A 23,608-nucleotide genomic window follows, 5' to 3' on the forward strand; every position below is an offset into this window, starting at 1 on the left:
CAAGTTTAGTTTTAGTAAATCACCAATAAAATGCAGATGGATATTTTAAAACAAAATTACCTGGTACATAACAAAATATAATTTTTATGATCACTAAAATCAGTTTCCTCTCGTTCATCTTCGCCATTACAGGTTTGCTAAGTTGCAAAACCAGTCAGTTAAAAAACTCCCCTGCCCGGGAAACAGGGATGTTTAAGGTAACAATATTGTATCCGAATGGAGAAGATAAAACTTTTGACATGGACTATTATGAAAAAAAACACATGCCCATGGTGGCAGGTTTTTTAGGTAAAAATTTAAAATTCTATGAAATTGATAAAGGCATAGCCGGCAGAACACCAACTGATAAAGTGCCTTTTGTAGCCATAGGTTATTTTTACATTACTGATGTTGCTGAATATAATAAAGCGATAGCGCAAAACAGGGAGGCCGTTATCAGCGACTTTAAAAATTACACCAATATTCAGCCTGTTGTGCAGATAAGTGAAATTAAAAAGCTGGAATACAATAACAAAAAATAAAGAATAGCAAGCGGTATTGACTTATTGGAAGGCTCGAAAGAAAGTGTTGAATAAAAATAACAATAAACAGAATTTATTCTGTTCCGGTACAGTAACATTTTTATTGCGGCCTGTCAACATCATTAATTTTATGGACACTCCCCGATTTTGCATCTTATTTTAAAACTATGATAAGACTTCTTTTAGTTGCAGTGGTACTTGCTTCTGCATTTTTTAGCTGTACCAACAATCCGGAAATAAATAAAGACCTGGTTTATTCAACGCTCAACGACATTATACAGCAAGACACAATTTTTGCAAGGATTATCTGTGGAAAATTTGACCAGGTAAAAATTCCGGATGAGATATTAAATGCCTACTTCAGTAATGACAAAAGTTTTATTGAGGAGCAAATACAGAAATCTTCAAACCTTTCGGTTGATACAGGACGTTTATATTTCTACTGGCCGGCTAAGGGCCTGCTTGAAAAATCATTTATAGACACCACTTGCTCAAAAAATATTTTTTACCACGTTACGTATCCTGTTTTTTCACGTGACTTGCAGACCGTAGTGATCGGGATTACTGAAGATTGCAATTGTATGTTAGGTGGTTGGGGGTATAAGGCTGTTTACAAACGAACCGGCAAACAGTGGAAGTTTATAAAAAAATTTGACAGTTGGATCAGCTGACAACAAAACTGCATGTAACATGGAGTAGTTGCGAAAGTTGGTTTTAGTATCGTTATTTTATTGCCCTTATTCATATTTTAATTTTAGTAAATTGCATTTACCCCGGCATAAATATAAAAGGTATCACATCAATGGATTGATTGCCAATACAAGCGTGCTGGGATTTACTGGTGTGTAAATACAAATGTTATCACTCATGCTACAGCAACACCTAAAGACCGGCACAGCTTTTTATTTTTAGTGTAAGAGAAAATGCTTTGTCGCAATTCACCTTAAAGTTGTCGTAGTTACAATATATAATCTGCTGAAATGAATTCCATCTTTGCATTGGCAATAAAATTTTAATAAAAAAATGTTTTATGAAAAGAGTATATAAAAATTTCAAGGCGCTGAATTTTGCAGGCATATTTGTAGTGCTTTTTTTTACTGCCCTTCAGTCCATCGGGCAAAAAGTTAAACCTGTAAAAACTGGCTACGCTCCTGTTACCGGCACTAAAATTTATTATGAAGTATATGGTAAAGGTAAACCTATCGTTTTATTGCATGGTGCTTTTTACACCATTGAAATGAACTGGGCACAATTAATACCTGAATTATCAAAAACAAGAAAAGTAATTGCTATTGAAATGCAAGGGCATGGGCACTCGCCATATTCAGAAAGAAAATTAGACATTGTTACTTTGGCAAAAGATGTGGAAGAAGTAATGAATTACTTAAAAATTGACAGTGCTGATATTGCAGGATATAGTATGGGTGGCTCTGTAGCATACCAGTTTGCTGTGCAAAGTCCTAAACGCTTAAGAAAATTAGTGATCATTTCTTCTACCTACAAAACCGGTGGCTGGCTGCCGGAAATAAACAATGCTTTCAACGAATTTAAACCTGAATTATTTGATAACACACCATTAAAAACAGGATACGATGCAGTGGCACCTGATAAAACAAAATGGAGGAAGTACTTAAAACAGATGTTTGATTTTGCCCAGGAACCATTCAACTGCGGAGACTCCAATATTGCGAAAATTACTGCACCTGTACTAATCATCTCCGGCGACAATGATGGATTGGATAAAGTGGAGTTGATGAAAACCTATCAGTTACTGGGTGGTGGTGTTGCTGCTGATTTAAGCCCGATGCCAAAATCGCATCTGGCAATTGTTCCTTCTCAAGGGCATGTGAGCCTGATGATGGATACAAAAACAATATTGAAATATATGAGTGATTTTTTAAAGTAAACATAAACATTTCAAGTAAAACACAAGCTTCGCCGTTGTTGTTATGCAGCGATAGCAATGCGCCTGTTGGGTAACAGTTCTATTGCCTCCTTTTTATATTTTAATTTTAGTAAATTGCATTGGCGCTGCTATAAATACAAATGTTAGCAGCAACTCTAATGAACATCTTCTCCATATTCAAAAAAAGTAAGGCAAAGTCTTCTGACTTAACACCTGCTGCAATTCTTAGGCTGAGACAAGAGCAGGTTCCGGAGTTTTATAAGGACAGTGAGAAATTTAAAGAAAGCAAAGAGTTTTTAAAACATAACGAATGGGGGCTTGCTCTTGACACTCTTATTGAAATGGCTGACGAAAGCGGTGATTATTTTTCAGAAGATTTTTGGTTTGACCTTGCAACTTGTGCCGACAAAATGCAAATGACACAACAAGCAGACTATTGCAGACAGCAAATAATAAGAAATGAAAAGTAAATTGCATTGACCAATTATACATACAACATTAACGGAGTGTTTGCCAATACAAACCTGCAAAACTTAATAGCATAAATACAAACGTTAGTTTCAACTCTATGACAACAATTCACAGGCATAGCACATTTATTATCATGGGACTGTTATCAGGACTTCTTGCCTTGTTTGGCTGTAACACAAAGGCTAAACAAACTTCAAAAACAATAACAACTGACACAACAACTGCAGGTATTTATCCCACCAATCATAAATTGACAAGTGAAGAACGAAAAAACTTTACCAATAAATTCCTTAAACAAAAAGGGGTTCCCACATTAGACCATTTACCATTTGTAGAAGATTATAAAGCGGCTCGTTTTAGAGATGCAAATGAAGTTGCTCGTAAAGCCGTGGTTTTGTATGGACTAATATTTGTTGCTAACAAAGAAAAAACTTCCGATGAAATAATTGCGTATTTTAAAAAGTACGACTTATGGAAAAATGTTTCGCCTGACGAACAAAAATATTTAGAGAAAAAAATTAAGACAGATAATGACAATAATCCGGTTACCTGGCGACTTGAAAATTTAAATGTTTTGCTTTGGGCTTTAGGGCACTTTGATAAACTCTCATTTCCAACAACAATTTGCGACTTTAGTAACTATCAAAATTTACCCAATTTGGACACCGACCCCAATGGGTGGATTAATAAAGCAAAACTTAGAAGTACAGAAGACATTTTAAATGAAACAGATTTAATTTATAGAATACATTGGGCAACAGAGGATGCAAGAATAAATAACAAAAAAATTCCTGCTAATTTAAATCCAGATATCATAATGGAAAGGCATTTTGCTTTAAACTGGTTGACAATGTATGCCAATGAATGGGACGATATCACAACCGACACTTAGAAGAGTATGCAGCTAAAATGAACAATGTAAAGAACTATCCACCCATGTTTAGGTAAGATTTCATATTGCCGCTAGTTCAAATTAGTAATTTTAGTAAATTGCATTGATGCGTTGGTCGTAAGTTTATTCGACATCCCGTTTATAATGAAAATTTTGACAATTACTTTTTTATTATCTCTTTCACTTTGTTTGACTGCTCAAGACAAAATCATCGGACGCTACCGGGATTATTTTGGCAACCGAATTCAAATTAATTCAGACAATACTTTTAAATACACATGGAACTTTGACATGTCTGCAAGCTGGACAAAGGGAACTTGGACTTTAAAAAACGACACCGTTTTTTTTCGCATAGTTCCAACCTATGACACATTAAGCCATGTAAATGTTGACGGCGTTACAGTTGACACACTCATTTTATCCGACGATGAAATATCTGAAAGAATAACGCCAATACAAAGTGCAAGCATCGCACTTTCATCATGGGGACAAAATCGAATGACATACCCAGACAAGTTGTTATTTAAGAAAGGACGGCTTTATAAAATTCAAAATGGAAGTTTGGTTGTAAAAAAACAGAAAGGTTTTTGGACAAGTAAAAAATGGAACCCATGGTATTTTAGGAGTGACGACTAAAAATCTACGCCCAACTTCGCCGTTGTCGGTATGCAGCGTTAGCATTGCGCCAGGCGTACCAACAACATAGCCATAAGCTCACTCTTCCACAAGACCAAACATATTAAAGCCATGATACATTAATTTTGCTACTTTGCAATTCTTAGAACCTCTGCTCCAAAGGAGCCCCATGGCCCCGCCAAACTAAAACAGCATTTCAGCCCCCGAATACCATATCTTTCTTATCTTTAAAAACTTGCTGTTTACAAACCCGTTTACAAAAAATATCAGCCGGCAGTAATATGAATGCATTACTCATTGTAGCTATAGGAATTGCCGTGGTGCTGTTTGCTATCATCGTATTAAAACTTCACGTGGTTATTGCGCTGCTGTTTGCCGCATTGCTTACGGGTATATTATGTTCGCAGGCGCAGCTGTACCAATATGCGGTACACAGCGGCATGGCCGATGCGGAGGCCGCAAAATTTTCTTTACAAACAATCGGGGTACGCTTGTCCAATGCCTTTGGTAATACCGCAGCCAAAATCGGGCTGGTGGTAATTTTCGCTTCTATCATTGGTTCGGCATTAATAAAAAGTGGTGCGGCAGAGCGCATTATCCGCAGCTTACTGAAAGGCGTAGGCGAAAAAAATGCAGCGCTGGCATTTCTCTCGGGTAGCTTTGCGTTGGCCATTCCCATATTTATCGATATGGTGTATTTTTTAATGATACCATTGGTGAAATCCATGGGTATTCATAACCCACGTAAGTTCAGTTTATACCTCAGTTGCGGTGTGGGTGGTGGTGTAATGGCACATGCGATGATACCGCCAACACCCGGCCCTTCCTTTGTGGCTAACGAACTGGGCGTAAACCATGGTATCATGATGATGATGGGTGCTATTGTGGGCATCATCACCATTATCTGCGGTTATATCTATGCCAGGTGGGCCAATAAAAAATGGGAGCTGCCCATGCGTGACACGCCGGATATTTCCATTGCCGAATTAAAAGAAAAAGCGGCGCAGGAACAGGGCACTTTACCAGGCCTTGGTATTTCTTTACTGCCCGTGGTGCTGCCCATTGTTTTAATTGCAGGCAATACCATCGTCAATTTATTTATCAATGAAAAGACGGTAAGCCCTGGTTCTTTTCAATCGATGCTATTAGCTTTTTTTAAAGTAGCCGGCGATAGTAATATTGCTTTATTTATTGCCGCTGCTATTGCATTACTGTTGCTGCACAGGCGCACCAATAATAATGCTGCCTTTCAAAAAATAATTGCCGAGGCGGTAAAGAGTGCCGGCACCATTGTACTCATTATTGCTGCAGGTGGCACATTCGGGCAAATGCTGCAGCAAACAGGTATTGGTGTACAAATAGCAGCCATGGCTTCAGTGAATAAAAGCTTTATTCTACCTTTAGCATTCCTGATAACAGCCGTGGTACGCACAGCACAGGGTTCGGCAACAGTGGCCATGGTAACTACCATTGGTGTAATGAAGGGTTTCAGCAGTGCGGCGGTATTGGGCTTTCACCCGGTTTACCTGGCACTGGTGATAGGTTGCGGCTCTAAAGTATTTTCGTGGATGAACGACAGTGCATTCTGGATCATCACCGAAATGTCGGGTATGAAAGAAAAAGAAACGGTACGCTTTTTCTCTGTGATGCTCACCGTAATGGGTATTGCAGGTTTGATTGCCGTAATGATCTTATCAAAAGTTTTTCCACTTATCTAAACAAAGCATGAGTACTATTTCAACTGCCGCTATTATAAAAACCACCGCACTGGATAATGTGGGCATTGTGCCTAACCCGTCGGGGTTAACAAAAGGCACTATGGTTTCGGCAGGCATTGTATTAACCGAAGATATTCCCATGGGGCATAAAGTGGCATTGCAGGATATGCCTGCGGGCAGTGCGGTAATCCGTTACGGACAAATAATCGGCCATACCAATAAAGATGTAGCACAAGGCAGCTGGATAAATGAAACCAATTTAGAAATGCCCCTGCCTCCATTATTACAAGATATTGTGTACAATAAAGCAGCAGTTCCTGCTCTTACACCATTAGCAGGTTATACTTTCATGGGTTATAAAAATGCTGACGGCAGCGTGGGTACAAAAAATATATTAGCCATTACCGAGAGTGTGCAATGTGTGGCGGGTATTGCCAATTTTGTTACTGATAAAATAAGAAAAGAACTCTTGCCCTTATATCCCAATGTGGATGATGTGGTGGCCTTCAGCCATAGTTATGGTTGCGGTATTGCCATTGATGCACCTGCGGCCATGATACCAATACGTACCATTAAACATATTGCTCAAAACCCGAATTTTGGTGATGAGACGATGATCATTGGTTTGGGTTGCGAAAAATTAAGGCCCGAAAAATTATTACGGGATGGTGATGAAAATGCAAAAGATTCCATATTGTATTTGCAGGACGAATCATTTTCCGGCTTTGTACAAATAGTTCAGGGTATTATGGAAATGGCAGAACGGCATTTAAAAAAACTCAATCAGCGCCAGCGGGTAAGTTGCCCTGCAGCCGATTTAGTAGTGGGTATGCAATGCGGCGGCAGTGATGCTTTTTCCGGTTTAACAGCCAACCCGGCAGCCGGTTTTGCAGCCGATCTTATTGTTCGTGCTGGCGGCACCGTTATGTTCTCCGAAGTTACAGAGGTAAGAGATGCGGTTCATTTACTTGTTCCCCGTGCTGCCAACGAAAAAGTGGCGCAGGCATTAAAAGATGAAATGGCCTGGTATGATAATTATTTACAAAAAGGACAGGCAGACCGCAGTGCCAACACCACCCCTGGTAATAAAAAAGGTGGCCTCAGCAATATCGTGGAAAAAGCATTGGGCTCTGTGGTAAAATCGGGCAGCACGCCCATTGTAGATGTGGTGGCACCCGGCGAAAAGATACGCACCAAAGGATTGAATTTTGTGGCTACACCGGCCAGCGATTTTGTTTGTGGCACGCTGCAATTGGCTGCAGGCATGAATGTGCATGTGTTTATGACGGGCAGGGGTACACCTTATGGTTTATCCATGGTGCCTGTAATAAAAGTAAGTTCTAATTCCACTTTAAGCAACCGCTGGTTCGACCTGATTGATTTTGACGCCGGCCCCATTGCCTACGGTACAAAAACTGTAGAAGAAATGGGATGGGAATTATTTCAATACATTCTTGATGTAGCCAGCGGTACCAAAAAAGTAGCCACTGATAAATTAGGTTTGTACAACGATTTAGTTTTATTTAACCCCGGGCCCTTAACCTGATTCACTATTGACAATTCACTATTCACTATTGACCATTCACCAATCTAAAATCGCAAATCTAAAATCTAAAATTACAACTCGAATGTTACCACTAACTACCATCAAAGCTTCTCTCGAAAACGGTTTATTATCTTTTCCTGTTACAGATTTTGACAGTAAGGGACAATTCGATCCCAACACTTACGCAGCAAGGCTAGACTGGTTTGTAACCCACGATGTATCTTCTGTTTTTGTTGCCGGCGGCACAGGCGAATTTTTTTCCTTATCAGAAGAGGAATACCGGCAGATAGTAACCGTTACTGCAGCAACAGTAAAAGAAAGAATACCCATGATCTCCAGTGTGGGGAGAAGCATTCCTGATGCGATTGCTTATGCAAAAATTGCAGAGCAAGCAGGCATGAATGCATTGCTGCTGATGCCACCCTACCTTACCGAATGCCCGGAGGAAGGCACTTATCATTATGCTAAAACAATTATGGATAATACCAGCCTGCCGGTTATTTATTACAACCGTGGCAATGGAGTGTTATCAAGTGCATGGATACAAAAGTTAGCTGATGCCTGCCCCAACATGATTGCATTGAAAGATGGCACAGGCAATATCCAGGAATTGAATGATACTATTAAATCTGTAGGTAACCGTCTCTCCTACATTGGAGGTGTACCTACTGCCGAAATTATTGCAGAAGCGTATTTGTCTATTGGTGTAAATACTTATTCTTCGGCTGTATTTAATTTTGTGCCGGAGTTAGCCAACCTGTTTTATAAAAGTTTAAGGGCAGGCAATAAGGAAACTGTTGCAGCCATCATCAAAAATTTCTTTGTTCCTTTTGTAAGACTGCGTAGTAAAAAGAATGGCTATGCAGTAAGTTTAATAAAAGCAGGTGCCACCATCATCAACCGCAGCGCCGGTGATGTAAGGGCGCCATTGCTGATGCCGTCGGCAGAAGAAGTGGCTTTGCTGAAGCAATTGATAGAACAGTCTGATTCGCTTATAGGCTAATTTTCATACCATTACTATGTTAGACTTTCAAATAACTGAGTTTTGGAATTGGTTTGCAAAAAATTCAAATGGATTTGATCCTTCCAATTTTGACAAAGGTCTGATGAAGGAACTCGATCATAAAATAGTGAACTGGGAACTTTCATGGGAAATCGGACCGGGGTTCACAAAGGAATACTCATTGACACTTTCTCCCAATGGAAATATAAACCTCTTGGCTCAAACAAATAATATTATTGACCAGGCACCAATGCTTGACGCTTGGGAGTTTTATTCTTCAAAACAACCTAAACAAAATTGGCAAAGAGCTAAACTAATTGACAAGGGACTTGAATTCGAGGCTACTGATTGGACCTATATTCTTTTGCAATACCCTGATGACAAAGTTGAGATCTTAGTAAAAGCTGATAACCTGAAGTCATTGGATAAAAACTCCAAAGAAATTGCTGTTGACCTCATATTAACAAACCTTCTCGGCGAACAAATAAAGATGACACAATTGGATTTTATTGATATTGTCAATGACTTTGAAAATGAAAACGAGATAACTGAAATACAGTTTTTACCGAAACACTTAAAGGAGATAAAAAAAGGCTCATAACATTTTTTCCCCTTGGTCGGTGTCTTCACCGAACAAAATGATGCCTTATAATCCTGTTGGTGTTGGTCGGTGATGACACCGACCAGGGAATAGGTGATAACATGGGCCAGGGAATAAAACGTCTTTTCGATTTACCGGCAAAAAATCCCTCTTTTTTTCCTTGGTCGGTGTCATCACCGAACAAAATGCCGCATTATAATGCTATTGGTGTTGGTAGGTGAAGACACCGACCAAGAAGTGAAATAAATTAATTATGGCAGAACAAAATTGCCCAAACTGTAAAGAAAACAGTTTCACATGGCATATCGACGAAGAAGAGTCTCCTCTTACAATATGGTATTGCAGGAATTGTAAGTATGTAGCTTACGAAGATGAAGCAACGATAAGAGAATGTTCTCATTGTGATACAAGAACTGAGTCTGAATTAAAAGATGATCTAAAGAAATATTGGTGGTGTAGCAGATGTGATAAGATTATACCAATAGTATAGGCATAGCTATCCGCTACCACAAAACCAATCTTTCTATTGCAACAGGATTTTCACATTATCCATCCATTCCTTCCCCTTGATCGGTGTCTTCACCGAACAAAATGATGCCTTCGGGCCAGGGAATAAAACGTCTTTTCGATTTACCGGCAAAAAATCCCTTTTTTACAGGATTGAAAACCGGGCTTTACCATTGCATTTTTACAGCATCAAAAAATGTTGTAATGAAAAAAGCCCTGATCATAAGCGTTTGTATCTTATATGCCTGCAGCAGTGCATTGGCACAAATTCAAAAAATTGAAAAGCCCGAACGGGAAGTGATAAAAAAAGTGATCCCACCGCCTCCTTCTACACTACCGGCCGGAAAAGATCTCAGCATCAGCATTAAAAGTTTTCAGTACGATCCCGCCAATGGTGGTGCCATTCATGTTACCTATGTGGTAAAGAATAACGGTGCCGATGCAGTGGACCTGAATAATGTAAGTATACAGGGTTATATTGATGATCCTGTAACCAGGCCAACAACTACAATGCCTACATATCTTGTAAATGGCAAATACTACTATGCAGGTGGCGGGCATGCCATCGCCAGTGTTTCAACTATGCTTAATGGCGGACAGGAAAAAGAAAATACCCTGCATTGTTTTAACCTGGCAAAGGAACATTACTTTAACAGTAGCAGCAACTATAACTATATTTTGTTTGTCGATAAAGCCAATATCATCAATGAAACAAATGAAAACAACAATTCAGTAAACTGGTCATTCAGGGGTTACGAGGGGCAGTACAATCCTTCACTGAATCCGGCACAGTATTATCTTACCGATGCATTCATCACCATAAAAACCGGCGCCGATAATAAAGAAAAAGAATCTGAAGTAAGCATCCGTGTTATTCCCAGTTTAATAAAAAATCTCAGCAATGACGATCATAATGAATTCATAAAAAAAGTGGCTAAGAATGACCTGGAGTTTTATAGTAATTCGCCACGCACTTTACAACTGGGTTTATTCATGGCCAGCACATACACAACTGTTAACCCGCCCACCAGTCTTGCGTCTTTCAGTCTTAACGGGTTGGGTACGGTAATAGAATATAAAGCCAACATCTTTACCGATGCATGGAAAATTGAACAGGTAGAGCTGGTACTGCATTTTAAAGATGCCAATGGTATTTATCATCCCACACAAGGTGTAAAAACCATACAGTTTAATATGCCGGCCAATACTTTTTTAGATGGCTTTGCCAAACATTACCTGGTATGCAAGGCTGATGCAGCGCTTAATCCTGTTTCTGTAAAAGTGATAGATAAGTTGTCGGCTTACTGACCGGTTTACTGTCCTCAATTGTTGATGTAAATTATTGTAGCCCGGAGGCTGATATGGCTGTTACAAAAAAGCCGGAAAGGATTTTCAGCGTACTTATCTGTACTACATTTGCTGTTATGAGCAACAATAAACAATGGTTTCAAATTGCTGATGCCACAACAATTGATTCCCCTGCCCTGCTGGTTTTTACAGAAAGGGTACAACAGAATATACAGACAGCAATAGAAATGACCGGGGATAGCAATCGGCTACGCCCCCACGTTAAAACACATAAGTGTGCCGAAATTACCAGAATGATGATAGCGGCCGGCATTAGCAAATTTAAATGCGCCACTATTGCCGAAGCAGAAATGCTGGGCATGGCAAATGCTGCAGATGTTTTGCTGGCTTATCAACCGGTTGGCCCCAAACTGCAACGTTTTATTCAATTAATAAAAAAATATCCCGGCACAGTATACTCCTGCTTAACAGATAATGTAGATAGTGCGACAATGCAAAGCAAAGCCTTTGCTGAAGCCGGGTTAACTGTTCCTGTTTATATCGATTTGAATGTGGGCATGAACAGAACCGGTATTTTACCTGAAGAAGGCGCATTGGAATTATACCGCTTCTGTGCAAAAGCACCCGGCATTTTAATAAAAGGTTTACATGCCTACGACGGACATATCACTAACAGCAATTTTAAAGAACGAGAAAAAGAAGCCAATGCAGTTTTTTTAAAAGTAGAACTGCTTGTTGAAAAGATTAAAGCCGCACAGTTACCCGTACCAGCTATTATTTTAGGAGGGTCTCCTACTTTCTCCATTCATTGCAAAAGGCCGGAAGTTGAGTGCAGCCCCGGTACATTTATTTACTGGGATAAAAGTTACCTGGTCAATTGCCCGGAACAAAAGTTTTTGCCGGCAGCTATCCTGATTACAAGGGTAGTTTCTTTACCAGGCACCGGATTAGTCTGTACCGATCTTGGGCATAAATCTGTTGCCGCCGAGAACGAAAGATCAAAAAGAGTTTTCTTCCCGGAGCATGAGCATTTAACTGTATTGTCGCAAAGCGAAGAACACCTGTTGTTAAAAAATCAATCGTCTGATATTTTTAAACCTGGTGATTTACTGTATGCTATTCCCTGGCATGTTTGCCCTACCGTGGCTTTATACGATACTATCATTATTGTTGAAAAAGGCAAAGTGGTAACCACATGGAAAAATATTGCGAGGGATAGGAAGATATCGGTGTAGGTGTGAGACGTGAGTGGTGAGTCGTGAGTGAGTGCATGCAAGCGGAACTTTCTTTCCCTTGGTCGGCGTCTTTTCCCATGGTCGGTGAAGACACCGACCATGGTCTTATTGCCCTTGGCCGGTGTCTTCACCGACCAAGATGCTGCTTAAAAATGCTATTGCCCTTTGTATTAGCCGGTAAAAACGCCGGCCATAGACAGCAATTCTTTCCCATGGCCGGTGTCTCCACCGACCATGGTCTTAATGGCACGTGCTATTGTACCATAACCCTTCCCGTTACTAACTCCCCTTTTGCCCCGCTTATCTTTATCATATAAAAACCGGCTGATAGTTTATTGCCTGGTGCAGTTATTTGTAATGCTACTGCTACACCGGAAATAATCCGGGCAATATTTTCCTGGCTCACTACACGTCCGTTAATATCTGTTACAGTAAGGGTTGCGTTGCTAATGTTGCTGCTGCTTTTAAACCTGACAATATTATTGGTAACAATAGTTGGATAAAACAACGCTTCTTTATTACCCAATACTGTTTCTATACGTGCTGCCAGGGTTTTAGAGTAATAAATACTACCGCTGATATCTGTAATTTTTAACCGGTAATACCAGGTGCCGGGTGTAACTGTTTTATCTGTTGCGGTATACTGCAGGCCTGCAGTGGCTGCTGTTGTAATAACGGTAGAAAAATTAATGCCATTGCTGCTTCTTTCTATTTGAAATTGCTTTGGCGTACTGCCGGCACCAACAGACCAGTTCAATTCTACTTCATTGTTCTTTGGTGCGGCATCAAATGTGGTAAGATCAACCGGTAATATAGTAAGTGCCTGGGCAGTAATGGATATCCGGTTATCGCCGCCGTTTTCATAATATTCCAGTACCAGGTTATACGTTCCGTTTAATGTAATTACCGGAGACATAGTGGTGTTGTACGACTGCAAATTCCATTGGTTGACCAGCCAGGTGGCACCACCATCAATACTTAAGCGGTAGCCATCATCGCCACCTACTGTAAATACATAATTTCCGTACGCAAAAGTTTTTGTAAGGCGGTAGCGGGCACTGAAGGTTTCTGTTTGCACATTGCAACTGCTGGTTGCATATAATACATTACTACCACCAAAACTTTCATCAAAGTTCAGGCTGCCTGCTGTGCCTTCATTAACCATACCGGTATACAAATCGAAATTAATACCATCGTAGATATAGCCATTCCATATATTATTGGTGCCGTAAATGGATGTATTTTCTGTACCAATACAAGCTGGTGTAACATCAAAACTTACCCTGTTACCACCACCATTTTCGTAGTATTCCAATACCATATTGTAAGTGCCATTTAGCGAAGCTGCATAAGTATTAGTAGTATAACTGTGATCGCCCCAGTTATCAATTACCCAGGTTGTACCACCATCAAGGCTCAGGCGAAAACCATCATCCCCGCCTGCGGTAAAAATGTAAAAACCGTTGGAAAAAGTTTTGGTAAGCTTGTAACGCATACTAAACGTACTGGTGAAAATAGCACAGCCATTAGTAGTATAGTTTACATCATCTCCACCAAAGCTTTCATCAAAACTGGCACTGCCGGCAGTACCTTCATTTACATAGCCTTTGTAGTTTGTAAAATCTATATTGTCGTAAGCGTACCCGATCCACACATTGTTAGTGCCATAACTTGTCTCATCTCCCTGCGGCGTGCATGGCTGAGCATATATTGAACCGGAAAAAAATAGCAGGCAAAGTAAAAAGATGATACGGTTTCTCATATTAAAGGATTTTATGCAGTAACAGTTAAAACGTAGTTTTACGATAGTTTATTGCTTTTTTTCTACACAAAAAGTAGAAAAATAACTACAGCGATACGAATATCGTCTACATTTTATGCCTGTCTTACCCTTTTTACAGTCAGCAGACAGTACTAAAAACAGCCTTTTAATAAGGAAGCAATAATCACCCGGCTAAAAGATGGAGAAAGAATATGTTGCAAGGAGCCATGCATAATTTTTGCAGCAGTGGCTTATCGGGTTTCTTGTTAGACAAGCTGTTAAGTGTACTATAAAGATGGTTATTTTATTTTCTCCAGCGTTAAAGTTCCATCGGCTTTTACGCCATTTATATTTTTCCAGGTACCGCTTAATTTGCCCTGCTTATCCCATGTTGTGCTGCTTGTTTGTAAAAGTCCGATAGAACCTTCCGAGCCGTAAATGCAGGTATAGGTACAAGTTAGTGTGGTGCCGGTTAACTTCCAGTTACCGGTACTGATATGTTGTTGCGTACCTGCTTTGGAATCAACGATCAGTTTTCCGCCTGGTTTTATTACAAAACTATAATCGCTTGAAGTGGAGGAACCGTTGACAAGATATTTTCCTGTCCACAACCCCAGTATACGATTGGAAGGTAGTGCGGCTGATGCAGCATTTTTTTCACGAAAGGCACATAAGTATAAAAACAAAACTGTAACTATCAATGAGAAAATAATTCTTCCCCTTTTCATATTTGCTGATTTAAGTGAGTTAAAAAACACCAAAAAATAGGTCCTTCATTTTCGAACCTGCTGACCAGGGCACTATTAATTCAATTTAATTTTTTGAAAAATAGTAGCTTCTTTTTTTTGCCGAAGTTCGATGATGTAAGGCAGAATAAGCATTTTATCAAACCATAAACAAGCAGCTGCTTCAATTCCCGATCCCTTATCCACACTTCCACGATCCACTACAATGCTATTCAGAATTATTTCCAGCTTATCTAAATCTATCTTTCCCAAAATTGTTGCATACTTAGCGGCTCCTGCAATATCTGTATATAATACGTACAGGAAGTGGTCGTTTATAGTATAGCCTGCAAATTTCTGATCAGGTTTGAAAGCTTCATAATAACGGCCAAAAAAAAGGTCTTTTAAAAACTTTAAATTCTTGTCATATACCGATACTATAATTTGGGAACTACTAAATCTTACAGAGCTGTTTTGAGTGGGTGGCAAGGTTATTGTCTGTGTTTCCTTGCATACAATAATCTTATCGCCGTAAAATTGAACCGATGAAACTTTGAGATCATCAAGATTGCTTATTTTTAATTCCTTTTTATGTGCTTTTGTAAATTGTTCATCTTGCTGATACGTTTTTCCTTCAGTAAAATTAAAAAGAACAGCTAAAATGGAGTTATCATATTTTGGGTTTCTATAACTAAAAGCAACTGCCAGTAAATTACCACTTTCATCAATATTTAGTTGTCCATGCTTATAATCATTTTCCCCAAACTTATATGTGTCAACTTTTGCATCATAAGCAGTAGATAATTTAGCAGATGATATTGTACCATTTACCGGGTATTTTTCGGCAAATAAGAGATTATCGGAACATCCCACAAGAAAGATTTCTCCTCGTTTATTCATTGCGCTACCCATAAATTCTGCTTCATCACTTAAACCACTGGTAAGCGTCCGGCTTTGTATAGCTAATTCTGAATCAATTGAAATAAGATCCAGCTTATTGGTGTACCTTTTTCTGATGTCGCTTTTTAATGACCAGTGCTTTTTTTTGTCTGCCGTATAACGGATCAGTATGCCCTGGAAATCATTATTATCATCAGCAAAAAAATCAGGATCAATATGAATGTGTGCATTATTTTCAAAAATTGATTTTTCCGCCAGCACTTTTCCTGTTGAAGGGTCCAGCAGGGCCGCATTCATTTTTTTCAGGAACTTGTCGTTAGATTTCTTCCAATCAGGAGTTGAAATAACCAGTATTTTATTTTTCAGCCGGGAAATGAAAAGTACTTTATCTTTTATTGGAGTTTGCCACAATATATTCATAGAAGCATTCATCTTAACTACCGACTCATCGTCTTTTTTGGAGGAAGACATCGTAAAAATAACTTCTTCACCACCGGTATAAAGTATACTTTTTTTAAAAGAGCGGCTGTCATTTGAACGAAACATATCAAATTTACCGGAATAAGGCGTACCTGGAAATTCCGGGGAAGTAGCTGTTAATTGCTGTGAGAAAGAAGGTAAGATGAAAAAAAGCGTAACCAGGGCCAATAAAATTTTGTTCATAAAAGGGGTCGGTGTTTTTGATCATCTAAAATTATGCTTTATGCCTCGATTGCAAAAAAAAATCTGGTAAATGTTTCCGTGGTTGGTTACGCTTTGCAGATCAGCTACTCCGGCTGTACATCCAGTTCATTTATCTGGTCTTTATAATCAGCAGGCAACAAAATATTTTTTAACAGCCAGTCCATTTTCATCAGCCTGCTTATCTTATACAGCGGTACTACAGGAGTAAGAAAAGAAAAATCACTAAACTGCAACAACTCTTTTACTCTATCCGGCACCACCAGCTTCTGTCCTTCTATTAATACTTTAAACCGCATAGCACCCAGGTGTTTTTTATATTGCTTAAAAAGATCTTCGGTGTATTTACTTTTTTGCAGGTCTTGCAGTAAATGCTCTTTTTGTACCGGCAGCCATTCGGTATAAGTAAGCGGCAATGCCTTCAATCCCATCCTTGCACCCACACGATAAAAAACATTGAATACTTCTTCTTTTTCTTCATCGCTTAATTTCTTTTCCAGTAATTCGTACGATGCAATGGAATAATGGATGAGCATAAACAATACATCACGGTAAGCCCAGTCGGGTATGGTAGCACCGCGGTTTTGTTCTACAGCAGTATGTATCTGCCGCATAGTATCAATGGCTTTATTGGCTTCTTCCATCGGTGAAAAAACAATTCTTCTTGCATAACGCACAGTGGAGAATAATCTGCCTAAAGGATCGGCGGGTAGTTTGCCGGTAAAGTACAACCAGTCTACAGCTTTATTAAGTGCAAATTCTGCAGCGGCACCTGCAAAAATAAAAAGTATGGTATCGCTCTTGCCCCATATCTTTCTTACGATAGAGCTTTTTTCAACAAAGTATTGCATAAGGTAAAATTAGTTGCTCTAAGTTAAGCATCATTAGCACTTTATTCATCTGATCAATGCTTTTTAACTTTATAAAATAATTAAAGTGCTTGCTGTAATAAAAATAATTTTCTTGCTGCTGACATAGGGCTGTCATTCCTCCCTTTCATCTTTGTTGTATCAAAAAACAAATAACAATTATGACAACACAGGAAGTAGCCAACCGATATTGCGAATTGGCAAAGCAAAACAAATGGCCGGAGATATTAGATGAACTCTGCAGCCCTGATTTAATAAACGAGGAGCCGGAACATGTTATGGCAAGAGGCATAGCAGTAACTACCAAAGGCTTGGATGCAATTAAGGCCAAAGGCGTGGCCAACAGGGAAAAGATTGAAGCAATTCATAGTCAATATTGCAGCGCACCACTGGTAGCCGGCAATTTTTTTACGGTGGTATTAGGAAGGGATATTACTTTTAAAGGTATGCCCCGTATGAATAAAGAAGAAGTAGCCGTTTTTGAATTGAAAGATGGTAAAATTATTGCAGAGCAATTTTTTTATTGATCGTTCAGTAGTTTACCTCGTACATTTTAGCGCAGGCAGTTGATTACTGGCTGCGCTGCTGTTTTACAGTTAATTTTATTGTACTTTTAATTGGCATGACGCAATCTTTCGATATCATAAAATTAACACCTGAACTGGCCAGGCAATATGCTGGTATGCCGTCCAAACCTCACCGGCACAATTACGAAGAAATAATAATTGTTGCTAAAGGAAATCCGCAGCACTTTATAGATTTTAATAAAGAAACTATTACACCTCCATTGGTTATTTATGTGGCACAGGGAAAGATCCACCAGTTTTTACCCGATGTTAATACCGAAGGCTGGGCCATCCGGTATAAGAATGAATTTATTCCGCAAAGCCGCTTTCATTTCTATTCTAATTTTTCTGACAACATTAATTATACTTTTGAAACAGATAATTGCCTGGAGAAATTAAATGGCCTGTGCAATATGATGCTGGATGAATTTAAACAAGCGCAGATCAACTACACCATGATCAAACATTTGTTACTGGCATTATTATCTAAACTGGAAGAAGAAGGTAAACATCGTTTCCGGCAGGAAAGTACTTCCAATAATACCCAACTCATTTCTTTCAATAATTTTTTAAAAATACTGGAAGAAAATTTTAAACGTACTGAAGGAGTGGAATTTTATGCGGATAAAATGAACATGTCCGTACGTAACCTCAATCTTATATGCCAATCCATTTTTAATAAAAGTGTTTCTGAAATTGTAGAAACCAGGAAGCTGATAGAAGCCCGTCAGTTATTACTCAATACCGATCTTTCCATTTCGGAGATCGGCTACGAGTTGGGCTATAATGAAAAAGCTTATTTCACCCGTGTGTTCACGAAAAAAACGGGTCTCACTCCTACCGACTTCCGCAACCAGATGTCGGCCATGCTTTCCTAAAAGTACAACAGGTTTACCTAAAAGTGTAACCATAGCGGCAGTTAATGGCTGCACCTTTGTGTTATCAATTTAAACAATCAAATAAAAAATTATTACATGAAACAGACAGCAACATTTGCAGCCCTTTTTATTACCGCAGCAATATTTACCTTCACCAGCTGTACAAATAATAATAAAGCTGTAAGCCAATCAGAAATTGATTCTCTGAAAAATCAGATCGTAACATTAACTGCAGGCAATGAAAGTATTGCAAAGAATCTCGTTACGTTCGACACACTGGATTTTACCGTTTTTACTAACCAGCAATGGACAAGGTTGCATGAAAGTCATGCAAAGGATATTAAAGTGAACTGGCCCGACGGGCATTTTACTACTGGTATTGATAAACATATTGAAGACCTTAAGGCCATGTTTGTATATGCACCTGATACCAGGGTCAAAGAACATCCTATTCGTTTTGGATCGGGAAATTATACTGCAGTAACAGGTGTAATGGAAGGCACTTTTACTAAACCTATGCCAATAGGAAATGGTAAATTTATTCCACCAACAGGCAAATCATTTAAATTGCCTATGGCTACCATCGGCATCTGGAAAGATGGCATCATGGTTGAAGAATCATTATTCTGGGACAACCAGACCTACATGAATCAATTAGGATTAAGCAAATAATGTAATGAACAATGAACAGAAAATCTTTTATACAATCCTTAGCACTTACAGGTATGGCAGGCGCAACAATGCAATTAAATAAACTGAGTACACTTACGGATCCTTTAAACAGCACAGAGCAAATGCCGGTGTTGTTTATGGGGCATGGCAGCCCGATGAATGCCATTGAAGAAAATGAATTTGTACAAGGTTTCAGGGATATAGGAAAAACGATTCCAAAACCAGCTGCCATCCTCTGTATATCGGCACATTGGGAAACCAAAGGCACTTTTGTAACGGCTATGGCAAAGCCACAAACCATTCATGATTTTGGTGGTTTTCCCCAGGCTTTATTTGATGTGCAATATCCTGCACCCGGTAATCCCGAACTGGCAAAGGAAACAAAAACGATCATCACAAAAACTGAAGTTGGGTTAGATGAAAAATGGGGCCTGGATCATGGCGCATGGAGTGTGATAAAACATTTATACCCCAATGCCGATGTGCCCGTAATACAAATGAGCCTGGATTATATGCAAACACCGCAATATCATTATGAGCTGGCAAAAGAATTAGCCGGCCTGCGTAAAAAAGGTGTGTTAATAATCGGCAGTGGTAATATGGTACATAACCTGCGCATGATTGCGTGGGACAAATTAAATACTTCGGGTTATGGCTACGATTGGGCAATTGAAGCCAATGATAAAATGAAACAATGGATCTTAGGTGGTGATCATCAATCATTGATCAATTATAAAGCACAGGGCAAAGCTTTTGAACTGGCCATTCCATCGCCGGATCATTATCTGCCTTTGTTATACACCATGGCATTAAAAGAAGAAAATGAAAAAGTAAGTTTATTTAATGATAAAGCCATTGCAGGTTCGTTAACGATGACATCAGTAAAAATTGAAAAGGCATAATTAACCGGCACCAGGTTATTATGGCTGATATAAAAAGCACCCATTTTTTTATTGGGTGCTTTTATATTACTATCAGTTTTCCCTGCGATGAAAATATAAGATTACCATGGGCTGGTTATAATTATCCCATTCCTGCTGCCTGTTAAATACACTAAACCCGGCTGCAATCAATGCTTCTTTCAATGATGACTCCGTAATGCCCAAAGCAGTTTGCGGCACTTTGATACAACCATTGATCTCTTTAGCATCTGCAATCACTTCTGATACAGGAATTTTTTCCTGCAACCCGGGTAAATGCATTGTTCCTTTTTTTATTACCACACCCATGAAATGCTGAATGTATTCATCCAGCTCAGCCTCAGCGTGGCGGTTCATATCTTCCTGCATCATTTTAAAATTTTTGTAGTGTGCAGGATAATTGAAAACTGTAAAAGGCTCCTCTTCATAATTATTACTGCCACCTGCTGCCTTGCCGAGTGCATAGCGGAAACTTTGCGGTTGTATCCACACACCGGTGTTGCTGATGGTGAATGCCGGGGCACAATATCCTGAAGCATCTGTTGCCCGAATAGTAAAATTATCAGCCGGATAAGAGTGATAATAGGCTTTACCAAAATTTATTACAAATGGAGCAGCTACAGGCTTTCCTTCAGGTAAAATTTTTTTGCCGGTAACTGTATCACAAGTGGCAATAAATGATGGCGGAAGGTTAAGTGCAGCAGTACCTGAATCCAACACTACATCCAGCGATCCGAATAATCTTTCTTCCACTTCCTCCGGGTATCTTGTGGCAAAGAGTTTTCTGAAAATGTTTACTGTTGCTTGCCTGTTGGTACTATCGGTAGCTAAAACTTTTGCTTCAGCAGAAAAAAACGGCAGCACTGCCTTTGCAAGTACAGCAGAAAAATGGCGCTTGAAAAAAATACGTCCATGATCCGTTTTTTTATATTGTTCAAGGGCCTGTTCCATCGCTTCTTTTTCATTGTCTTCATCAAGCCTTCCGGCATTAACCGTAACACCATAATTTTTTTTCAGCAAATGATACAGCAACAGGCTATCGCCGGAAACAGTTTCCAGTACCTGCTGGTAATTCATGTAATCATCGCCCCGTTCATATACCGCAATAGCACGTTCCAATACCTGTGCCAGTGTAACAGGTTGCAATAATTCTGTTTCGTTGTCATAATCCCGGTACCACTCTTTTACTGTGGTAAGTTGCGTATGCTCAATACTAAGGAGTGAGCGGTTAACACCATGCATACAAGGTGTCAGGTCAAGGTACATACCCTCCTTGTCGATCCACAACTTTTGATCTCTAACTGCAATAATGGGTGTTGGCGAACAATAATTGCAGCGCACAAATGTATATTTATAAGCAGTATCAAGATTAAAGCGCCTCATCACTGCATTAATAGATTTGAATGGCATAAACGATTCCGATGGATTAAAGAATGAAGGCCCCGGTATCTCCGGCATCGGGTTGTTGCAAAAACAATTGGGATAGGCCGGCGCAGTAACCTGTTCTATCCCTTTTATAAAATATGTTTTAGATGCTATGCTGCCATCAGCATTATAGGTTATCCATTCACCCTCCTTGTATCCGTCAGTCATTACTCCTTCCATTTGCACCTGTCCATCGGGATACCACCGGTACTGCTTGCCATGTGCATAATTGCCCGGCTTAAACCCTGCATCCCACTGGCGGCTTCCATTTTCATAAAAGCCTTTACTCGTGTATCCGCCGGCGGTATCATACAGGCGGATGGTTTTTACATTGCCATTGTCGTAATAGTCATACATATCTACCGCTTTGCTGCCGGTGTGCTTTGCATTCATATAACTGAGCTTACCGTTGCTGTAATGATAAAAACGCAATACCTTTTCTACCGGGTCATATTTTGATGATATCAAAACAGTTCCCTGTTCGTCATATTTTTCCAGTTCATCATAATAATTGCCGGAAGTATATTGTTGCACCGACAACAGCAAGCCCTTAGCAGAAAACATCCGCCATGTACCCGTACGTTGATTATTTAAATAGTTGCCCACAGCAAATGTATCTGTTCCATTGTCATTCATACTAAGATAAGCCCCATGCAAACGGCCTTCTTTAAAATGCGCTTTGGTATTGATTCTGCCTACGGTATCATAAAACAATGCCTGGCCGGATAATAAACCATTTTTATAAAACACGTTGTATATAATGCGCCCTTTATCATCATAAGCTATCCATTTCCCTTTACGCATTTTATCAAACTTACCTTTATAAAGATTATTATTTTGCTGCCCGTTACGCCACTCGAATGAGCGGGAGTAATTGCCGATCCTCACCGTTTCATAGGTAAGGTGCCCGCTTTCATCATAACCACTGTTGATACAATTTTCCTGTGTTTTAATCATGCCATTTTCGTAAAAACTAAGAGCGGGTGTGCTGCTGGCATTGTTCCTGCAATCGGCATAGTATTGCAAATGCCTATTGCTGTACCACAACCGGGTAATGCCGTCTGCAATGCCTGCTTTAAATTTTTTTTCCGATTGTAACCTTCCGTTCTCATGCCATGTCCGCTGCCTGCCATCAGGATAATTGGCTTTAAAATTTTCGTCAGACTTCAGGTGCCCGTTATTCCACCACTCCAACCTACGCCCTACTTTATCATAGGAATAACCTGATTTACCTTTATCCATATATGCCCCCGTATCTATTTTTCCCGATGCCTTGTACCAGGTGGTTTTAAATATAGTATTGCTTCCGGGGTGATACTGCCGTAACAGGTAGATACTGCCATTTGGATAAAACGTTTGGTATAGCCACGGGGTATAACTTTCCTGCTGGTACATATAAGCTATTGGTGTTCCCCGAAAATTGGGCAGAAAAAAGTAGATACTATTTTTACCGCTATCCTTTCTTGCAAAAGATTTCGTCTTTATTCTTCCGTTGGTATAATACTCAGTGTAGCGTTGTGCTGTATCTTTTATTGCCGCACGGAGTATATCCTTTATTTTTCCTGAAGGCATATAATTGATCAGCCAGCCTTTCCTGGCTATATATTCCTGTACTTTTTTTCCGGTTGAATCTAAAATAACAACATTTGATTGCGGCACATACCCTGTTGTTAACGCTATTACCAGGTCACACATCGGCTGGCCGTTAGCATGCCAGCATTTTATATTTGCTGTATTACCTTTTGTTTGTGTAATGGTTTGAATACGCTGGTATTTTACCCACCAGGTGGTATCTGTTTTCTGACCATAACACATCATGGTACAGTAACTGAATACGAATAAAAAAAGCAGTTTCATTTTGTAAAG

Annotated in this window: 21 protein-coding genes; 16 read left to right on the forward strand and 5 right to left on the reverse strand. The window is 39.4% G+C overall.

Features of this window, described 5'->3' with window-relative positions; all coding sequences use genetic code 11:
- Positions 1-86 precede the first annotated feature (86 nt).
- The 12 genes from ACQ334_RS13640 (at position 87) to ACQ334_RS13695 (ending at position 12,344) form a co-directional block, all read left to right on the forward strand.
- Positions 87-521 carry an EthD family reductase gene (locus tag ACQ334_RS13640; RefSeq protein ID WP_430988784.1) on the forward strand — a complete coding sequence of 145 codons (435 nt, stop codon included), beginning with the start codon at positions 87-89 and terminating at the stop codon, positions 519-521.
- 167 nt (positions 522-688) lie between these two features.
- A complete protein-coding gene (locus ACQ334_RS13645) occupies positions 689-1,192 on the forward strand; it encodes a hypothetical protein (protein WP_430988785.1) in 504 nt (167 codons plus the stop codon).
- A 359-nt stretch (positions 1,193-1,551) separates the two neighbouring features.
- Positions 1,552-2,427 (forward strand): alpha/beta fold hydrolase, encoded by an 876-nt coding sequence (locus tag ACQ334_RS13650; RefSeq protein WP_430988786.1) that lies wholly within the window; start codon positions 1,552-1,554, stop codon positions 2,425-2,427.
- Between the two features lie 140 nt (positions 2,428-2,567).
- Positions 2,568-2,897, forward strand: a complete 330-nt coding sequence (locus ACQ334_RS13655; RefSeq protein ID WP_430988787.1) for a hypothetical protein — start codon at positions 2,568-2,570, stop codon at positions 2,895-2,897.
- Between the two features lie 134 nt (positions 2,898-3,031).
- Positions 3,032-3,790, forward strand: coding sequence for a DUF4272 domain-containing protein (locus tag ACQ334_RS13660; RefSeq protein ID WP_430988788.1), 759 nt, complete (start codon positions 3,032-3,034; stop codon positions 3,788-3,790).
- Positions 3,791-3,934: 144 nt separating this feature from the next.
- Entirely contained in the window at positions 3,935-4,426 is a 492-nt protein-coding gene (locus ACQ334_RS13665; protein WP_430988789.1) for a hypothetical protein, read from the forward strand.
- Positions 4,427-4,707: 281 nt separating this feature from the next.
- Positions 4,708-6,144: a GntP family permease gene (locus ACQ334_RS13670; protein ID WP_430988790.1), complete on the forward strand. Its 1,437-nt coding sequence runs from the start codon at positions 4,708-4,710 to the stop codon at positions 6,142-6,144.
- Positions 6,145-6,151: 7 nt separating this feature from the next.
- Positions 6,152-7,690, forward strand: coding sequence for a galactarate dehydratase (garD, locus tag ACQ334_RS13675; RefSeq protein ID WP_430988791.1), 1,539 nt, complete (start codon positions 6,152-6,154; stop codon positions 7,688-7,690).
- A gap of 82 nt (positions 7,691-7,772) precedes the next feature.
- A complete protein-coding gene (locus tag ACQ334_RS13680) occupies positions 7,773-8,693 on the forward strand; it encodes a 5-dehydro-4-deoxyglucarate dehydratase (protein WP_430988792.1) in 921 nt (306 codons plus the stop codon).
- Positions 8,694-8,709: 16 nt separating this feature from the next.
- On the forward strand, positions 8,710-9,294 hold the full coding sequence (locus tag ACQ334_RS13685) for a hypothetical protein (protein ID WP_430988793.1): 585 nt from the start codon (positions 8,710-8,712) through the stop codon (positions 9,292-9,294).
- A 711-nt stretch (positions 9,295-10,005) separates the two neighbouring features.
- Positions 10,006-11,109, forward strand: coding sequence for a CARDB domain-containing protein (locus ACQ334_RS13690; protein WP_430988794.1), 1,104 nt, complete (start codon positions 10,006-10,008; stop codon positions 11,107-11,109).
- 116 nt (positions 11,110-11,225) lie between these two features.
- On the forward strand, positions 11,226-12,344 hold the full coding sequence (locus ACQ334_RS13695; protein WP_430988795.1) for a D-TA family PLP-dependent enzyme: 1,119 nt from the start codon (positions 11,226-11,228) through the stop codon (positions 12,342-12,344).
- A gap of 253 nt (positions 12,345-12,597) precedes the next feature.
- Here the strand turns inward: ACQ334_RS13695 and ACQ334_RS13700 are convergent, their stop codons facing one another.
- From ACQ334_RS13700 to ACQ334_RS13715, 4 genes are all read right to left on the reverse strand, one after another.
- Positions 12,598-14,106: a PA14 domain-containing protein gene (locus ACQ334_RS13700; protein ID WP_430988796.1), complete on the reverse strand. Its 1,509-nt coding sequence runs from the start codon at positions 14,104-14,106 to the stop codon at positions 12,598-12,600.
- A gap of 299 nt (positions 14,107-14,405) precedes the next feature.
- A complete protein-coding gene (locus tag ACQ334_RS13705) occupies positions 14,406-14,834 on the reverse strand; it encodes a hypothetical protein (protein WP_430988797.1) in 429 nt (142 codons plus the stop codon).
- A 75-nt stretch (positions 14,835-14,909) separates the two neighbouring features.
- A complete protein-coding gene (locus ACQ334_RS13710; RefSeq protein WP_430988798.1) occupies positions 14,910-16,394 on the reverse strand; it encodes a hypothetical protein in 1,485 nt (494 codons plus the stop codon).
- A 104-nt stretch (positions 16,395-16,498) separates the two neighbouring features.
- On the reverse strand, positions 16,499-17,263 hold the full coding sequence (locus ACQ334_RS13715) for an oxygenase MpaB family protein (protein ID WP_430988799.1): 765 nt from the start codon (positions 17,261-17,263) through the stop codon (positions 16,499-16,501).
- A gap of 179 nt (positions 17,264-17,442) precedes the next feature.
- Here ACQ334_RS13715 and ACQ334_RS13720 point away from each other — a divergent pair, with 179 nt between their 5' ends.
- The 4 genes from ACQ334_RS13720 (at position 17,443) to ygiD (ending at position 20,299) form a co-directional block, all read left to right on the forward strand.
- Positions 17,443-17,808: a SnoaL-like domain-containing protein gene (locus ACQ334_RS13720; RefSeq protein ID WP_430988800.1), complete on the forward strand. Its 366-nt coding sequence runs from the start codon at positions 17,443-17,445 to the stop codon at positions 17,806-17,808.
- Positions 17,809-17,903: 95 nt separating this feature from the next.
- Positions 17,904-18,725, forward strand: coding sequence for a helix-turn-helix domain-containing protein (locus ACQ334_RS13725; protein ID WP_430988801.1), 822 nt, complete (start codon positions 17,904-17,906; stop codon positions 18,723-18,725).
- Between the two features lie 96 nt (positions 18,726-18,821).
- Positions 18,822-19,397: an ester cyclase gene (locus tag ACQ334_RS13730; RefSeq protein ID WP_430988802.1), complete on the forward strand. Its 576-nt coding sequence runs from the start codon at positions 18,822-18,824 to the stop codon at positions 19,395-19,397.
- An 11-nt stretch (positions 19,398-19,408) separates the two neighbouring features.
- On the forward strand, positions 19,409-20,299 hold the full coding sequence (ygiD, locus tag ACQ334_RS13735; protein ID WP_430988803.1) for a 4,5-DOPA dioxygenase extradiol: 891 nt from the start codon (positions 19,409-19,411) through the stop codon (positions 20,297-20,299).
- Positions 20,300-20,371: 72 nt separating this feature from the next.
- Here ygiD and ACQ334_RS13740 read toward each other — a convergent pair whose 3' ends face one another.
- A complete protein-coding gene (locus ACQ334_RS13740; RefSeq protein WP_430988804.1) occupies positions 20,372-23,599 on the reverse strand; it encodes a toxin-antitoxin system YwqK family antitoxin in 3,228 nt (1,075 codons plus the stop codon).
- Positions 23,600-23,608 lie beyond the last annotated feature (9 nt).

The sequence above is a fragment of the Ferruginibacter sp. SUN106 genome (assembly GCF_050611765.1).
Lineage (GTDB): Bacteria > Bacteroidota > Bacteroidia > Chitinophagales > Chitinophagaceae > Ferruginibacter.

Bases quoted from the DNA above. Each gene is read 5' to 3' on its own strand.
- ACQ334_RS13655 (WP_430988787.1), top strand. From the start codon at position 2,568: ATGTTAGCAGCAACTCTAATGAACATCTTCTCCATATTCAAAAAAAGT.
- ACQ334_RS13685 (WP_430988793.1), top strand. From the start codon at position 8,710: ATGTTAGACTTTCAAATAACTGAGTTTTGGAATTGGTTTGCAAAAAAT.
- ACQ334_RS13705 (WP_430988797.1), bottom strand. From the start codon at position 14,834: ATGAAAAGGGGAAGAATTATTTTCTCATTGATAGTTACAGTTTTGTTT.
- ACQ334_RS13725 (WP_430988801.1), top strand. From the start codon at position 17,904: ATGACGCAATCTTTCGATATCATAAAATTAACACCTGAACTGGCCAGG.
- ACQ334_RS13720 (WP_430988800.1), top strand. From the start codon at position 17,443: ATGACAACACAGGAAGTAGCCAACCGATATTGCGAATTGGCAAAGCAA.
- ACQ334_RS13690 (WP_430988794.1), top strand. From the start codon at position 10,006: ATGAAAAAAGCCCTGATCATAAGCGTTTGTATCTTATATGCCTGCAGC.
- ACQ334_RS13670 (WP_430988790.1), top strand. From the start codon at position 4,708: ATGAATGCATTACTCATTGTAGCTATAGGAATTGCCGTGGTGCTGTTT.
- ACQ334_RS13680 (WP_430988792.1), top strand. From the start codon at position 7,773: ATGTTACCACTAACTACCATCAAAGCTTCTCTCGAAAACGGTTTATTA.
- ACQ334_RS13710 (WP_430988798.1), bottom strand. From the start codon at position 16,394: ATGAACAAAATTTTATTGGCCCTGGTTACGCTTTTTTTCATCTTACCT.
- ACQ334_RS13665 (WP_430988789.1), top strand. From the start codon at position 3,935: ATGAAAATTTTGACAATTACTTTTTTATTATCTCTTTCACTTTGTTTG.
- ygiD (WP_430988803.1), top strand. From the start codon at position 19,409: ATGAACAGAAAATCTTTTATACAATCCTTAGCACTTACAGGTATGGCA.
- ACQ334_RS13695 (WP_430988795.1), top strand. From the start codon at position 11,226: ATGAGCAACAATAAACAATGGTTTCAAATTGCTGATGCCACAACAATT.
- ACQ334_RS13650 (WP_430988786.1), top strand. From the start codon at position 1,552: ATGAAAAGAGTATATAAAAATTTCAAGGCGCTGAATTTTGCAGGCATA.
- ACQ334_RS13660 (WP_430988788.1), top strand. From the start codon at position 3,032: ATGGGACTGTTATCAGGACTTCTTGCCTTGTTTGGCTGTAACACAAAG.
- ACQ334_RS13640 (WP_430988784.1), top strand. From the start codon at position 87: ATGATCACTAAAATCAGTTTCCTCTCGTTCATCTTCGCCATTACAGGT.
- garD (WP_430988791.1), top strand. From the start codon at position 6,152: ATGAGTACTATTTCAACTGCCGCTATTATAAAAACCACCGCACTGGAT.
- ACQ334_RS13700 (WP_430988796.1), bottom strand. From the start codon at position 14,106: ATGAGAAACCGTATCATCTTTTTACTTTGCCTGCTATTTTTTTCCGGT.
- ACQ334_RS13715 (WP_430988799.1), bottom strand. From the start codon at position 17,263: ATGCAATACTTTGTTGAAAAAAGCTCTATCGTAAGAAAGATATGGGGC.
- ACQ334_RS13730 (WP_430988802.1), top strand. From the start codon at position 18,822: ATGAAACAGACAGCAACATTTGCAGCCCTTTTTATTACCGCAGCAATA.
- ACQ334_RS13645 (WP_430988785.1), top strand. From the start codon at position 689: ATGATAAGACTTCTTTTAGTTGCAGTGGTACTTGCTTCTGCATTTTTT.
- ACQ334_RS13740 (WP_430988804.1), bottom strand. From the start codon at position 23,599: ATGAAACTGCTTTTTTTATTCGTATTCAGTTACTGTACCATGATGTGT.